This window comes from Pradoshia sp. (assembly GCF_051873915.1).
GTDB lineage: Bacteria > Bacillota > Bacilli > Bacillales > Pradoshiaceae > Pradoshia.
The window spans coordinates 24,022-37,037 of sequence record NZ_JBJEFJ010000144.1 but is presented as its reverse complement, the minus strand read 5'-3'; the positions used below and the strand labels follow the sequence as shown (position 1 = coordinate 37,037).

The window sequence follows — 13,016 nt, the reverse complement described above, 5'->3', positions numbered from 1 at the left end:
ATATTGACAACAGGATGAAAGCCCGCTGGAAATTTTTCCGGCAGGCTTTTTTCTTTTGATGGCCTGCCGAACCAGGGCTCTTTGCATTGATTCTCAGGCGTTTATTGATTGGGACAGGCAAAGACCCTCCAAGAGTATTTGCCGCCGTCTGAGAGGGTATGAAACGCCTTAGACGACGAGTGCGCTGTATGGAATCTATTGTTAGAATTGCGTCTCTCCTAAATGTTAAAAATTTTCGTAAATTCAGGGATATAACTTTTCCAAAATTGGTTTTTAAAGTAAAATAGGGAGTGGTATTGTAAACTATTGTCATATGCGGCTGCATAGGGGAGGGGAGCTAATATATGAAAAACAATGCGGTAATGCCATATATCATTATTATGGTTCTTGGTCTATCACTCGTCTTTTTCCTTTCAATCAAAGGCATTGGGGATGCAGATAAGATGGCAAAGGAAAAAGAAGGAAATGAGAAAACGGAAGAGACAGCAAACAATGATAAGCCAGAAGATATTTATAAGAATCAATGTTTGAGCTGCCACGGTGGTAATTATGAAGGCGGCGCCGGTCCTGCTTTAATCGGAGTGAAGGACAAGGAATTGATTAAAGACCGTATTGTTAATGGTAAGGGCATGATGCCTGGAGGACTCGTACCAGAGGATAAGGTCGATGAAATGGTTGAATTTATTGCCGGGCTGGAATAGGACAGTCTGACGGTATAAAGGAACCAAGAAAAGAAGAGACATCCTGATGGATGTCTCTTTCTTTTTCAGTTCCATCGAATTCAGCTGAACATATCCTGCCGAGTGAACACGAGAAAGGCAATTAAGAGGGAGGCTAGTCCCCAAATGGCAAGGATCATAAGGGAGAAGTCGAGTGTAAGCCCCTCGACCATTGGCAGGTTCCCGGATAGATAGTCTGTTAAGTCGAGATTGACACTGAAGATATATTTTGCACCGGCCCATGCACTCGCAAATCCCTTCAGAATAGCACCGGCAATAAGAGCAGCAAACATGATACCCATCCCGATTGAGGTGTTTCGGACAAGAACGGATACCATAAAGCTGATGGTGCCTGTAACTACGCCGACGAACCAAGAAAGCCCGGCAGACATGAGGATATACTGCCATTGAGGCACCAGCTTGATGGATTCTGTTACTAATGTGCCATTTTCAATGGCAAAGCCGGTCGCAACAGGAACCTTTAATCCATCGAAATGAAAGAACAATCCTGCTAATAAGTAGGAGAGCCCGATTACGAGCAGGATGATAAGAGAGACGGAGAGTAAAAGGGTCACATACTTGCTCAAGAGAATTTTCCACCTCTTAATGGGACGGGTGAGAAGAATCTTGATTGTTCCGTCACTCCGTTCACCGCTGACAAGGTCAATCGCAATGATCATAACCAGAAGGGGGATAAACATCGCAATGCCTTCATTTAAGAATTCGCGTACAAATGTCGGTGCTCCAGGTGAGTTGGGATTGATGTCATGGTCAAGATAATATTGCTGCTGATCAATCATGACCGTAAGCTGATTCTTCCACTCTTCCGGGATTCCGCTGCTTTGAAGCCGATTTTGGCTGTCAACAATACTCTGCTGAAGGACAACCCGCCAATCATCCGTGCCCAGCCTCTTCTCTCGCTGTTTCATTTGTGCATCTTGTGCATAGATGAAGATTGGAATAAGGACAAGCAGTATGAGAATGATGGCTGCCAGCCGCTTTTTTCTGTATAGCTTTTCCATTTCATTGAGAAGAAGCTTTGCAAATTCAATCATGCTTGTTCCTCCTTCGTCAAATCCATGAATAATTCTTCAAGTGTAAGCGGCTTTTCCTGAACAGTATGAACGTCTATCCCGCCTTCGACCAATCGGCGTGTGCACTGGCTGACATTCATAGAGGGGATTGTACAGAGTATACGGTCCTCTTTTCTGACGGCATCCTGAACCACATTCATTTGTTTCAAGAGGGATAGTGCCTCCTCAACCGGGGAAACCTTCCATTCAATGCGGTCGCTTGATGTGCCGAGGAGTTCCCTTACCTCTGCCACGGTGATCATTCTTCCTTTATTGATGATGGCTACCCGGTCACACATGAGCTGAATCTCACTTAATAGATGGCTGGAGATGAATACGCTGATGCGCTGCTCAACAACGAGATTTCTAACGAAGGTGCGCAGCTCCCTAATGCCGGATGGGTCAAGACCATTTGTTGGTTCATCAAGAATCAACAGTCTGGGATTGCCAAGAAGTGCTTGAGCAATTCCGAGCCTTTGCTTCATTCCGAGAGAATATGTTTTCACTTTTTCATGGATTCGCTTTTCTAATTGGACTTGCTTGACGATTTCATGAATCCGTTCATCTGTAATATCCCCAAGCATCCGCGCAAATTGCTTCAGGTTTTCCCAACCAGTTAAATACCCATACAGCTCAGGGTTCTCTACGATGGAGCCGACTTGGCGCATGGCCTTTTTGAAGGAAGTGCGTACATTATGTCCGCCAATGCTGATTGTTCCGCTGCTTGGCTGAATGAGACCAACAAGCATCCGAATGGTCGTTGTTTTTCCAGCTCCATTTGGTCCAAGAAAGCCGAATATCTCACCTGGCTTGACGGAAAAACTCACATCATCTACTAATTTCTTTCCCTTTATCTCCTTTGTCAGGTGTTCTACATTCAATACGGGCTCCATGTCTTTACTCCTCTCTCAATTGCTGTTGGCTCACGATGGCTTGCGTCAGCCGTTCGGCAATGGCTTCATAGCCTTTTGCGTTCGGGTGGAAGTGATCAGTATAAAGGAATTCCTTCACTTGACCTTGAAATAAATCAAAGACAGGAATAATGACGAAGTTCTTATATTCGGAGGCGAGCCTTTGCAGCTGGTAATTCCAATCAATGACGAATTGAGAGGTATCACCGAGGATCGTTAAATCCTCAAATGGGTTATATAGGCTGATCCAATAGATAGGAGCGTCTTCATTCTCCTTCCGCAGCTCCTCCAAGATTTGGCGGCTGTTGGCTTCGAATGTTTCTGTATCTGGTTCATAGGCGGCTAAATTCTCAGCCGTCAATCCTTCTACCCCGGGGAATAAGTCATTGCCTCCAATCGTCATGACGATAACATCAGCTTTCGACACAGCATGCTTGGCTCCAGATGTTTTTAGGAGAGAAGCCAAGTCGGCTGTTTTTGCTCCGGTTACCGACAAATTGGCAAGTGAAATATCTTGGCCATATTCATCTTTCAATGTATGGGTTAGTCGTTTTACATATCCTTCACCAGAATCATCCCCAATTCCGCGGGTAAGCGAATCGCCAAGGGCCACGATGGAGAGCTTGCCGTCGTCTTCTGGCTTTTCATGGGCTTCCTCTTCTTTCTCGTAATTTGCATTGTCCAGTCCATTTGGCTTTAAAACGGCTGAGGCCGCCTGAAGAAAACCAATAAGGAGGAGAACAGAGACAATGAGCCCTGTGGTCAGCAGGAAAACAGACATCCACCATTTCTTCATCTATAACACCTTCTTTAAGATTTGATGATGCTTCATTCTACTCTTAGTTTAAACGTGTCTACTATTATTAAACCAAAATTTTCCGTATGAGTGAAACGGATGAACTGGGAAGGAAAGACCTTTGCATTCATAGGAGACTTTTCTTATACTAAAGAAATCAATGATACATAGAGTGGAGCATAAAAGATGAATGTAGATAAATTATCAAAAAGACTTGAACGAGTATCAACATATATTCCTGGCGGTGCGATCTTGGCAGACATCGGGTCTGATCATGCTTATTTGCCTTGTTACGCGATTAAAGAGGGCATTGCTTCTCAGGCCATTGCAGGAGAGGTAGTAGAAGGGCCTTTTCAATCAGCGGTCGCTCAGGTAAAGGAATCAGGTTTAGAGAAGCAAATTGCCGTCCGTAAGGGGAATGGCCTTGAAGTGCTGACCGCAGGCGAAGCAAGTGCCATTACCATCTGCGGAATGGGCGGCTCCTTGATTACCCGTATTTTGGATGAAGGAAAGGAAAAGTTCTCAGGTAAGGAACGTCTTATCCTACAGCCGAATATTGGGTCACAATTTATTCGTGAATGGTTGATGCATGAGGGCTGGGAATTGATTGCCGAAGAGATTCTTGAGGAAGACGGCAAGATTTATGAGATTTTGGTCGCTGAAAAAGGAGAACCCAAGAAGCCGTATAATAATCAGAATACAGAGGCAGCACTTCTCATGGGACCATATTTGCTTAAAGGGCAGAATGATGTATTTAAGAAGAAATGGAACCAGGAATTGACGCACTGGCGCAGAATTATCAAACAGGTCGAAGCAAGTGGGAATGAGCGCTCGATGGAGAAGAAAGAAGAGCTTTCCCGCTTGGTTGAAATCGTGGAGGAGGCACTTGAACGATGAAGATTCCAAACGGGTATGAGGTCATTCAATTATTTGAGAGCTTTTCACCGAAGTATTTGGCAGAGGAGGGGGACCCAATCGGTCTTCAGGTCGGGACTCTCTCGAAGAAAATCAGCAAGGTGCATGTCGCTTTGGATGTGACAGAAGAAGTCGTTGATGAGGCCATTACAAATGGGGCTGATATGATTTTGGCCCATCATCCACTTATCTTCCGTCCCTTAAAGAAGATTGATTTCAGCCATCCGCACGGAAGGGTGATTGAGAAGCTGATTAAGCATGATATAACCCTGTATGCCGCTCATACAAACTTAGATGTAGCGGAAGGGGGCGTGAATGATATGCTGGCGGCTGCCCTGGGGCTTCAAGAGCTGACACTTCTTTCCCCAACCTATAGGGAGGGCTTGAAGAAATTAGCTGTCTATGTCCCAAAAGAAGCGGAGGAAAAGGTTCGGGAAGCACTCGCCCGCGCTGGAGCTGGCAACCTTGGACATTACAGCCATTGCAGCTTCTCAGCTGAGGGAATCGGCCGCTTTAAGCCTGATGAACAGGCCAATCCGCATATCGGTACAGAAGGTGAGCTTGAGATGGTGGAGGAAGTAAAGGTCGAAGTCGTTGTGCCGGGCCCGCTTGCTTCTAAAGCGGTACGAGCGATGCTGACTGCACACCCGTATGAAGAGGTGGCCTATGATTTATATACGCTCGATAACCAAGGAGTAAAGGAACTTGGATTAGGACGCGTGGGTGTGCTGCCTGAAACGGTCACATTGGGTGAATTTGCTGAACAGGTGAAGAAGGCATTTGAGGTAAGCACGGTGAGAGTGACTGGCGACCTGACGGCTGCGATTAAGAAAGTCGCTGTCCTTGGCGGAACAGGGGATAAATTCGTGCGGACAGCTCAATTTAAAGGAGCGGACGTGTTTGTTACAGGGGATATTTATTACCATACGGCCGTTGATTTCAAGCAAGAGGGCATGAATATCATCGACCCAGGTCATAATGTCGAGAAAATCATGAAAAAAGGGGTCGCCTCCAAAATGACCGAGCTTTGTGAACAAGCGGGATTTGAGGTGGAATGGATTCCATCTGTTATTGATACAGATCCTTTTCAGGTAGTGTGAGATAAAAAGCAGGAATAAAAGAGGCCATGAATGAGGTTGCAGTGACCGAAAGTTAGATTATAGACTCTAACTTTTTGGGTGCACATCATTCATGGCCTTTACTATTTATCCTTTAACCTTTACTTTTGGCAAAATCTTAGATAATGGAACTTGTTTTTCATGCTTCCATGTAGAAGGATCATTTGCATCAAATTGCTCAAGGAATGTGATGACTTCCTTCGTAATTGGGGTTGGTGTGGACGCACCGGCTGTCACGCCGACTTTCTCGGCATCCTTAATCCAATCGATGTTCAGCTCACTGACGTCAGCGATTCGGTAGGCAGTTGTTCCCGCGATTTCTTCGGAAACCTGCGCAAGACGGTTCGAGTTATTACTCTTCGGATCCCCGACAACAATCACGACATCAAGTCCTTTAGCCTGCTCAGCGACAGCCTCCTGGCGAACTTGAGTCGCCATGCAGATTTCTTTATGAATCTCAGCGCATGGATACTTTTTCTTCACTTCTTCGATTAAATCAGCTACATCCCATTGGCTCATCGTCGTTTGATTCGTCACGATAATCTTATCATTATCAAGGGAAAGCTCATCGATATCCGCTTTGCTTTCAATTAAATGAACGATATTCGGAGCGACGCCGACAGCACCTTCAGGCTCTGGATGACCCTTCTTCCCGATGTAAATAATGTCATAGCCTTCTTTTTCTTTCGCCTCAATCAGGTCATGGGTTGCTGTGACATCCGGGCATGTAGCATCAATCGTTACGAGCCCTTTTTGTTTGGCAATCTCGCGTACCTCTGGAGAAATACCATGGGCAGTGAAGATAACAGTGCCTGAATTCACCTTCTCGATGATTTCTTTACGGTCCTTTCCATCAAGCGTAATGATGCCCTCTTGTTCAAATGCTTCAGTCACATGCTGGTTATGAACAATCATGCCTAAAATGTAGATTGGTCTTGGTAATGTTTTATCTAAAGCGGCATTTCGGGCGATGACCATCGCATCAACCACGCCGTAGCAATATCCACGAGGGGAAATCTTAATTACTTTCATGTAGAATATACAGCCTCCTTACTCATCGCACCCTGTAAATGGGAGCGTATTCTCCTTATTATAATCGAGTGCACGTAAACTTACAAAAAAAGAAATTGCAGGGGTTATTAAGATAAGTGCTGTCAGTACGTCTCGTCCATGCAAAAAAATGCCCTGCATGCAGGGCATTTTTTGTTAAATGAATAGCTTCGGAACAGATGGCTTAGATTCTGTCCTTTTAGACGAGTTAGTTTTGACTTCATCTTCTTTTGGCAAAGAAGTTTCTGCTGCAACGGTTTCCGTTGATTCAGCAGCTGTTTCTTCTACAGCTGCAGATTCCACGGCAGCTGAGGTATCCTCGGCTTCTGTGGAAGAAGCGCTTAACCCTCTATACATTTTCCACATGGATGGCAGGTTTTTGATCAGCGGCCCATACTGCTGGACTTGGCGGACCATCGGAACGATACGCTCACCTGCGGCCAGTACCTTTTGTGTTCCATTCATGATGTTCGTCAAGGAGGATCCTCCTTGAGCAGCTGCACTTGCAGCGCCCGTAACGGACCGGGCGGCTGTTGCTGCATTTCCAGCGGCAGCCCCTCCGCCTCGGCCGAATAAGGATGATAGAATTCCACCTGAACGCTGGGCCCCGGCGGCAGCCCCTTGAGCTTGACGGGCAAATAATCCTCTAGCACCAGTTGCTCCAGCATTATTTGCGGCTCCCATCATTCCCCTTGGACCCATACCCATACCAGGCCGAATCATGCCTCCCCCGCGTGGAGGAAGGAACATGGGTGGTCTCATTGGCGGCATTTGTTCGCCTCCTTTCTCTCTGTATATCAATCGCGAAGTGTAGTCTTGCGCGGTTCCTTATATGGTATGTCGGACAAGTGTGGATAAGTGCCTCAGCAAAGAAGAATAGGCTTTTAAACCGTGAAAAACTTGTGAATACTGGTTAACATAAGGTAATATGAAAAGGATAATAGGATATGTGTTAAGCATGTTGAGAAAGTTGGTTAAAAATGAGTTCATTTACATTATTTAAATTGCCGGACCATCTAATGGAGGCTGTTGAGAAGGTTGGTTTTAAGGAACCGACAGTCATTCAAGAGCGGGTCATTCCTTCCGTACTAAGCGGAAAGAGCATCATCGGCCAGTCACAAACAGGGACTGGAAAGACGCATTCTTTCTTGCTGCCCATCATTGCACGCATTGATGTGGAGGAATCAGCCGTACAGGCAGTCATTACAGCTCCGACTCGGGAGCTTGCCTCACAGATTTACAAGGCTGCGACAGAGCTGAACGAAAAATTTCCGGAAGACAAACAAATTCATATAAAAAGCTATGTGGGAGGTACTGATAAGCAGCGTTCCATTGATAAGCTGACTGTACAGCCGCAATTGGTTATTGGTACACCTGGACGTATTAAGGATTTAATTGAGGAAAATGCTTTGGTCGTTTATTCAGCCAATATACTGGTTGTTGATGAAGCAGATCTTATGATTGATCTTGGCTTCATGGAGGACGTGGATAAGGTGGCAGCAAGAATGGCGCCGGAATTGCAGATGCTTGTCTTCTCTGCGACCATTCCAGAGAAACTGCAGCCGTTCCTTAAGAAGTACATGAATAACCCGAAGCATATTCAGGTTGATCCTAAGAAGGCATCAGTGGATAAGCTCGACCATGTTCTCGTGCCGGTGAGACATCGCGATAAAGCGAAATTGGTCAAAGAAATCTTAGAGCTTCAAAACCCGTTCCTGGCACTTGTGTTTGCCAATACGAAGCAGAATGCTGATGAACTGGCAGATGCCTTGCTTCAAAAAGGCCTTCAAGTCGGCCGCCTGCATGGCAATTTGCCGGCACGTGAAAGAAAGCGTGTTATGAAGGAAATTAACTCCTTGAAATATCAGTATGTGGTCGCGACTGATTTAGCGGCACGGGGCATTGATATTGAAGGAGTCAGTCATGTCATTAACTTTGAGATTCCTCAGGACTTGGATTTCTATATTCACCGCGCAGGACGGACCGCGCGTGCAGGTATGTCCGGTGTTGCGATCACCTTATTCGAGGAGACGGATGAACAAGCCCTTCGGAAATTAGAGTCCATGGGTATTAACTTCCTAAACCGAGATATCGTTAAAGGTGAATGGATTGAAATCGATGACCGTAATAAACGGAGAAAAAGAAAAGATACTTCTAAAGCGAAGGATGTTAAGAAATACGGACAATTCTCCAAGCATATGCGCAAAGTGAAACCTGGCTATAAGAAGAAAGTAAAAGCCGAAGTAGAAAAAATGAAGAAAAGAGAGAGACGCTTAAAGAAAAAATAGGGGGTACAGTCATTGACAGCATTGAAAATAGGTTCGCATGTATCAATGAGCGGAAAGAAAATGCTGCTGGCAGCAAGTACAGAAGCGGCATCCTATGGGGCAAACACCTTCATGATCTATACAGGTGCACCTCAGAATACGCGCAGAAAGAAAATTGAAGAGCTGAACATTGAAGAAGGCAGAAAGCATATGGAAGCGAACGGCATCAGTGATATCGTTGTACATGCGCCGTATATCATCAATATCGGCAATACGGTGAATCCAGCGACCTATCAGCTTGGCGTTGACTTCCTTCGCTCGGAAATTGAACGTACAGAAGCAATTGGAGCAAAGCAAATTGTCCTTCATCCAGGGGCTCATGTTGGTGAGGGCTCAGAGCTTGGCATTAAGAAAATCATAGAAGGTCTGAATGAAGTCATCATTCCTGGTCAGGATGTACAGATTGCTCTTGAAACAATGGCTGGTAAAGGATCCGAGTGCGGCAGAAGCTTTGAGGAGCTGGCGATGATTTTTGACGGGGTTACCCATAATGACCGGCTAAGCGTTTGCTTTGATACTTGTCATACACATGATGCCGGATATAATATCGTAGAGGATTTTGACGGCGTTTTAAATGAGTTTGATAAATTGATTGGCGTACAGAATATCAAAGTGCTTCATATCAATGACAGCAAGAATGAATGCGGAATGAGAAAGGACAGGCATGAAAATATCGGCTACGGCAAGATTGGCTTTAAGCCGCTTCATTACATTGTCCACCATCCGCAGCTTGCAGACATTCCAAAGATTCTGGAGACACCGTATGTCGGCACTGACAAGAATAATAAGAAGGCTCCATACAAGTATGAGATTGACATGTTAAAGGACGGGAACTGGACAGACTTCCAAGAGAAAATCCTTGGTCAAATGGTCGAAAGCTAAAAAACAGTCCCTGTGTAATTAGAGGCCAAATCATCAGAATGGTGATTTGGCCTCTCTTTTTGTTTAATTACCGGTCAGACTATAGAATAATTGTTCAATATGCTTTGCCCGCTCAGAGCCGACAATTTTCTCAATTTGTACGAGTAATTTTGCCCGCTCTGTTTGTTCAAAAATATTAACGGATTTTCCTTTTAATAAAGCAACGATATGATCGGCCTCAGTATTGGACAATGTTATTCCTTGCTGACGGGAAAAACTAAGCAATTCACTTGTTGTGATGCGATTTAATTTCATGTTAATGATCGTTTCGAATAGCTTCATTCTTCTCACCCCATAGTTACATTATGAAGAGGGATGGCTAAAATGAACCAAATCGACAAATGTTAAGTAAATAGGTTTACAATCACAGGCAGCTCCTGTATACTACTTTAGTAAATCGTAATCATTCTTATTAACGGGCGGGAGATTATGAAAGAAGAAATAATCAAATTAGACCATATAACATATAAATACGAACAAGAAAATGTCCTTGAGGATATCAACCTGATGGTCAGGGAGGGAGATTTCCTTGCTATTGTCGGACCAAATGGTTCTGGCAAGTCTACTTTATTAAAGCTGATACTAGGCATTAACAAAGTACAAAAAGGGGAGATCTACTTATTCGGCGAGAGAATTAACCGCTTTAAGAGCTGGGAACGAATTGGCTATGTCTCTCAAAAGGCCAATTCCTTTAATAGTGGATTTCCGGCAACGGTCGAAGAAGTTGTCGCCAGCGGCTTAACGAAGAAAATCGGCCTTTTCCGCTTCTATACGAAGAAGCATCGGGAAAAGGTCATTCAAGCCTTAAAGGAAGTTGGAATGCAGGATTTCCTGCACCGTACTGTCGGCGATTTATCAGGCGGTCAGCAGCAGCGTGTTTTTATTGCGCGCGCCTTAGTAAGTGATCCTGAGTTATTGATCCTTGATGAACCGACTGTAGGGGTAGACGTACAAAATGTATCTAACTTCTATGATCTCTTGTATGAGCTGAATCGGAACCTCGGCCTAACCTTAATTTTGGTTACCCATGATACAGGCACTATTACAGAAAAGGCGACTCATATTGCCTGCTTAAATAAGCGTCTCCATTTCCATGGTCATTCCCATGAATATGAGGAACTGAATAATCAGGATATGTCAGCTTTCTATGGTCATGATGTATACACATTGAAGCATGATCATTAATGTGGAGGAAATAGTATGCTAGCGATGTTTCAATATGAATTTTTACAAAATGCCTTTTTGTCAGGCTTAATTATCGGAGTAATCGCTCCTTTACTTGGGGTCTTTATTGTAGTTCGTAAGCTTTCTTTAATTGCGGATGCTTTGAGCCACGTGACCTTGACCGGGATTGCGGCAAGCCTCTTGTTAAGCAAGGAATTCCCGGGGACGTTTGCCAATCTGAACCCGCTCTATTTAGGAATGGGCTTTTCAGTTGGGGGCTCGCTGTTCATCGAACGTTTACGGAATGTGTATAAGCACTACCAAGAACTTGCTATCCCCATCATTCTTTCAGGTGGTGTGGGGTTAGGTGCGATATTCATTTCCATGGCGAATGGTTTTAATGTGGATTTATTCAGCTATTTATTCGGCAGCGTGAGTGCAGTCGGCCGAACGGACCTTTGGGTCATTAGTATCATTAGTGTAATTGTTGTCTTTACGGTGATTTTCTTATATAAAGAACTGTTTCTCTTATCATTTGATGAGGAGCATGCGAAAACCTCCGGCATTCCTGCCAAGGCGATTCATTTTATCTTTATCGTCCTTGTGGCTCTTGTGATTGCCATTTCAATGAGGATTGTCGGCGTTTTGCTTGTCTCAGCCTTAATGACATTGCCGGTGGCGGCTGCCTTGAAGGTGGCAAAGAGCTTTAAACAAACCATTTTCATGTCGATTCTGTTTGGGGAAATTGCCGTAGTAGGCGGACTGTTTACCGCTTATTATTTGAACCTGGCTCCTGGCGGGACCATTGTTGTCTTGGCTATTCTAGTCCTGCTTGTGACGATTCTGTTCAAGAAATGGCAAGTGAACCGATAAGGAGGAATTCTTATGGATGTTAAAAGAGCACTTCAACTGTTAAAGGACGAGGGATATAAATATACGGAGAAGCGCGAGGATATGTTAACCCTTTTCTCAAAGAGCAATCGGTATTTAACGGCTAAGGATGTCCTGGAACAATTAAAAAGTTCTTATCCGGGTATGAGCTATGACACAATCTACCGGAATCTATCCTTGTATGTAAAGCTTGGCATTCTTGAAGCTACTGAGCTTTCTGGGGAAAAATGCTTCCGTTTTGCATGTGAGGGGAACCATCATCATCACCATTTCATTTGCATGGAGTGCGGTAAGACGCGTCATATCGATGCCTGCCCGATGGAACAGCTTAAAGATGATTTAGGAGGCTACGAAATCTCAGGACATAAATTTGAAATTTATGGAACCTGTCCGGATTGTCAGCCTCATCATATGAATTAAGATTACAATGCCGTCAGGTGTGTTATGCACACCTGACGTTTTTTTATTGGAAAAGGAGCTAAAAGTGTTTGATACATCGAGCAGAATGGAACTCATTTATAAAGCGGAGGAGGATCCAATTGTAATCAAGATTAAGTAAAAGCATCTTGGTATATCAAAGGAAACGAAGGTGTATGAATGAGCACTTTGTTTCTGGCCAATTGGATGTTTACGGCTATCCATGAATTCAAATGGCTTGAGTAAGTGCGGTGAAGTGGTGATAAAAAAAGGCCGTTCAATATTTTTCTTAAAACAGCCTTTGTTAAGGGTATAAATTCGGTATTCCGAATGGAAAAAGGGTTGGAAGCACCCACAGAATGCCTAACACGATGGCTAGCAAAAGAGAGATGATTAGGCTGAATGTGCTTCTAAAAACCTGCTTTTTTTCATTCTTTTGTTCAAAGGGGAGTCCAACAACGCCGATAACAAATGCTGCTACTGCTAAAACCATTAGGTATAACGTTAAATCGTGATCGGTTGATGGGGTAAACAGATTTAGAGATATAAAAAGGAATAGGCAGACGACTGTCAGCACAAACGAGGTCTGGTTAGCGATTTCTTTCACATATTTCATAGGAACAGCCTTTCATTAAAGGTTATATATGGAAATATTTTACTAAATCAACCGATAACTGTAAATGCAAAAAATAGATGATGGTTATGATTTCGTGA

At 44.2% G+C, this 13,016-nt stretch carries 15 protein-coding genes; 8 read left to right on the top strand and 7 right to left on the bottom strand.

Annotated features, from left to right (window positions below; genetic code table 11):
• The first annotated feature begins 344 nt into the window (after nucleotides 1-344).
• Nucleotides 345-701, top strand: a complete 357-nt coding sequence (gene cccA / locus ACI35L_RS13250; protein ID WP_049670113.1) for a cytochrome c550 — start codon at nucleotides 345-347, stop codon at nucleotides 699-701.
• Nucleotides 702-781: 80 nt separating this feature from the next.
• Here the strand turns inward: cccA and ACI35L_RS13245 are convergent, their stop codons facing one another.
• From ACI35L_RS13245 to ACI35L_RS13235, 3 genes are read right to left on the bottom strand one after another with little or no spacing between them, the layout of a single operon-like run.
• The gene (locus ACI35L_RS13245; RefSeq protein ID WP_049670114.1) at nucleotides 782-1,774 is read right to left on the bottom strand and encodes an ABC transporter permease; all 993 of its coding nucleotides are present in this window, start codon (nucleotides 1,772-1,774) and stop codon (nucleotides 782-784) included.
• Complete coding sequence (locus ACI35L_RS13240) at nucleotides 1,771-2,685, bottom strand: ABC transporter ATP-binding protein (protein ID WP_049670115.1); 915 nt, start codon at nucleotides 2,683-2,685, stop codon at nucleotides 1,771-1,773. The genes ACI35L_RS13245 and ACI35L_RS13240 overlap by 4 nt, the downstream gene beginning before the upstream one ends.
• 4 nt (nucleotides 2,686-2,689) lie before the next feature.
• Nucleotides 2,690-3,499 (bottom strand): GDSL-type esterase/lipase family protein, encoded by an 810-nt coding sequence (locus tag ACI35L_RS13235; RefSeq protein ID WP_439803077.1) that lies wholly within the window; start codon nucleotides 3,497-3,499, stop codon nucleotides 2,690-2,692.
• Nucleotides 3,500-3,685: 186 nt separating this feature from the next.
• On the opposite strand from ACI35L_RS13235, the gene ACI35L_RS13230 reads away from it, so the two are divergent.
• On the top strand, nucleotides 3,686-4,396 hold the full coding sequence (locus ACI35L_RS13230; RefSeq protein WP_439803076.1) for a tRNA (adenine(22)-N(1))-methyltransferase: 711 nt from the start codon (nucleotides 3,686-3,688) through the stop codon (nucleotides 4,394-4,396).
• Nucleotides 4,393-5,514 (top strand): Nif3-like dinuclear metal center hexameric protein, encoded by a 1,122-nt coding sequence (locus ACI35L_RS13225; protein WP_439803075.1) that lies wholly within the window; start codon nucleotides 4,393-4,395, stop codon nucleotides 5,512-5,514. Before ACI35L_RS13230 ends, ACI35L_RS13225 begins: the two co-directional genes overlap by 4 nt.
• A gap of 105 nt (nucleotides 5,515-5,619) precedes the next feature.
• Here the strand turns inward: ACI35L_RS13225 and ACI35L_RS13220 are convergent, their stop codons facing one another.
• The gene (locus ACI35L_RS13220) at nucleotides 5,620-6,564 is read right to left on the bottom strand and encodes a 4-hydroxy-3-methylbut-2-enyl diphosphate reductase (RefSeq protein WP_049670118.1); all 945 of its coding nucleotides are present in this window, start codon (nucleotides 6,562-6,564) and stop codon (nucleotides 5,620-5,622) included.
• Nucleotides 6,565-6,738: 174 nt separating this feature from the next.
• The gene (vrrA, locus tag ACI35L_RS13215) at nucleotides 6,739-7,353 is read right to left on the bottom strand and encodes a VrrA/YqfQ family protein (protein ID WP_049670119.1); all 615 of its coding nucleotides are present in this window, start codon (nucleotides 7,351-7,353) and stop codon (nucleotides 6,739-6,741) included.
• A gap of 209 nt (nucleotides 7,354-7,562) precedes the next feature.
• On the opposite strand from vrrA, the gene ACI35L_RS13210 reads away from it, so the two are divergent.
• Nucleotides 7,563-8,870, top strand: a complete 1,308-nt coding sequence (locus ACI35L_RS13210; RefSeq protein WP_049670120.1) for a DEAD/DEAH box helicase — start codon at nucleotides 7,563-7,565, stop codon at nucleotides 8,868-8,870.
• A gap of 21 nt (nucleotides 8,871-8,891) precedes the next feature.
• A complete protein-coding gene (locus tag ACI35L_RS13205; RefSeq protein ID WP_082197240.1) occupies nucleotides 8,892-9,791 on the top strand; it encodes a deoxyribonuclease IV in 900 nt (299 codons plus the stop codon).
• A gap of 63 nt (nucleotides 9,792-9,854) precedes the next feature.
• Here the strand turns inward: ACI35L_RS13205 and ACI35L_RS13200 are convergent, their stop codons facing one another.
• Nucleotides 9,855-10,112 (bottom strand): DUF2624 family protein, encoded by a 258-nt coding sequence (locus ACI35L_RS13200; RefSeq protein ID WP_439803074.1) that lies wholly within the window; start codon nucleotides 10,110-10,112, stop codon nucleotides 9,855-9,857.
• Between the two features lie 147 nt (nucleotides 10,113-10,259).
• On the opposite strand from ACI35L_RS13200, the gene ACI35L_RS13195 reads away from it, so the two are divergent.
• The 3 genes from ACI35L_RS13195 to ACI35L_RS13185 are packed head-to-tail and all read left to right on the top strand — an operon-like array spanning nucleotide 10,260 to nucleotide 12,305.
• The gene (locus ACI35L_RS13195) at nucleotides 10,260-11,015 is read left to right on the top strand and encodes a metal ABC transporter ATP-binding protein (protein WP_049670122.1); all 756 of its coding nucleotides are present in this window, start codon (nucleotides 10,260-10,262) and stop codon (nucleotides 11,013-11,015) included.
• Nucleotides 11,016-11,030: 15 nt separating this feature from the next.
• A complete protein-coding gene (locus ACI35L_RS13190) occupies nucleotides 11,031-11,867 on the top strand; it encodes a metal ABC transporter permease (protein WP_049670123.1) in 837 nt (278 codons plus the stop codon).
• Nucleotides 11,868-11,879: 12 nt separating this feature from the next.
• Nucleotides 11,880-12,305 carry a Fur family transcriptional regulator gene (locus tag ACI35L_RS13185; protein WP_049670124.1) on the top strand — a complete coding sequence of 142 codons (426 nt, stop codon included), beginning with the start codon at nucleotides 11,880-11,882 and terminating at the stop codon, nucleotides 12,303-12,305.
• A 301-nt stretch (nucleotides 12,306-12,606) separates the two neighbouring features.
• Here ACI35L_RS13185 and ACI35L_RS13180 read toward each other — a convergent pair whose 3' ends face one another.
• Nucleotides 12,607-12,918: a hypothetical protein gene (locus ACI35L_RS13180; RefSeq protein ID WP_049670125.1), complete on the bottom strand. Its 312-nt coding sequence runs from the start codon at nucleotides 12,916-12,918 to the stop codon at nucleotides 12,607-12,609.
• Nucleotides 12,919-13,016: the final 98 nt, after the last annotated feature.

What these genes read in the sequence shown, in the direction of transcription:
- cccA (WP_049670113.1), top strand. Translation starts at nt 345, where the DNA reads ATGAAAAACAATGCGGTAATGCCATATATCATTATTATGGTTCTTGGT.
- ACI35L_RS13245 (WP_049670114.1), bottom strand. Translation starts at nt 1,774, where the DNA reads ATGATTGAATTTGCAAAGCTTCTTCTCAATGAAATGGAAAAGCTATAC.
- ACI35L_RS13240 (WP_049670115.1), bottom strand. Translation starts at nt 2,685, where the DNA reads ATGGAGCCCGTATTGAATGTAGAACACCTGACAAAGGAGATAAAGGGA.
- ACI35L_RS13235 (WP_439803077.1), bottom strand. Translation starts at nt 3,499, where the DNA reads ATGAAGAAATGGTGGATGTCTGTTTTCCTGCTGACCACAGGGCTCATT.
- ACI35L_RS13230 (WP_439803076.1), top strand. Translation starts at nt 3,686, where the DNA reads ATGAATGTAGATAAATTATCAAAAAGACTTGAACGAGTATCAACATAT.
- ACI35L_RS13225 (WP_439803075.1), top strand. Translation starts at nt 4,393, where the DNA reads ATGAAGATTCCAAACGGGTATGAGGTCATTCAATTATTTGAGAGCTTT.
- ACI35L_RS13220 (WP_049670118.1), bottom strand. Translation starts at nt 6,564, where the DNA reads ATGAAAGTAATTAAGATTTCCCCTCGTGGATATTGCTACGGCGTGGTT.
- vrrA (WP_049670119.1), bottom strand. Translation starts at nt 7,353, where the DNA reads ATGCCGCCAATGAGACCACCCATGTTCCTTCCTCCACGCGGGGGAGGC.
- ACI35L_RS13210 (WP_049670120.1), top strand. Translation starts at nt 7,563, where the DNA reads ATGAGTTCATTTACATTATTTAAATTGCCGGACCATCTAATGGAGGCT.
- ACI35L_RS13200 (WP_439803074.1), bottom strand. Translation starts at nt 10,112, where the DNA reads ATGAAGCTATTCGAAACGATCATTAACATGAAATTAAATCGCATCACA.
- ACI35L_RS13195 (WP_049670122.1), top strand. Translation starts at nt 10,260, where the DNA reads ATGAAAGAAGAAATAATCAAATTAGACCATATAACATATAAATACGAA.
- ACI35L_RS13190 (WP_049670123.1), top strand. Translation starts at nt 11,031, where the DNA reads ATGCTAGCGATGTTTCAATATGAATTTTTACAAAATGCCTTTTTGTCA.
- ACI35L_RS13185 (WP_049670124.1), top strand. Translation starts at nt 11,880, where the DNA reads ATGGATGTTAAAAGAGCACTTCAACTGTTAAAGGACGAGGGATATAAA.
- ACI35L_RS13180 (WP_049670125.1), bottom strand. Translation starts at nt 12,918, where the DNA reads ATGAAATATGTGAAAGAAATCGCTAACCAGACCTCGTTTGTGCTGACA.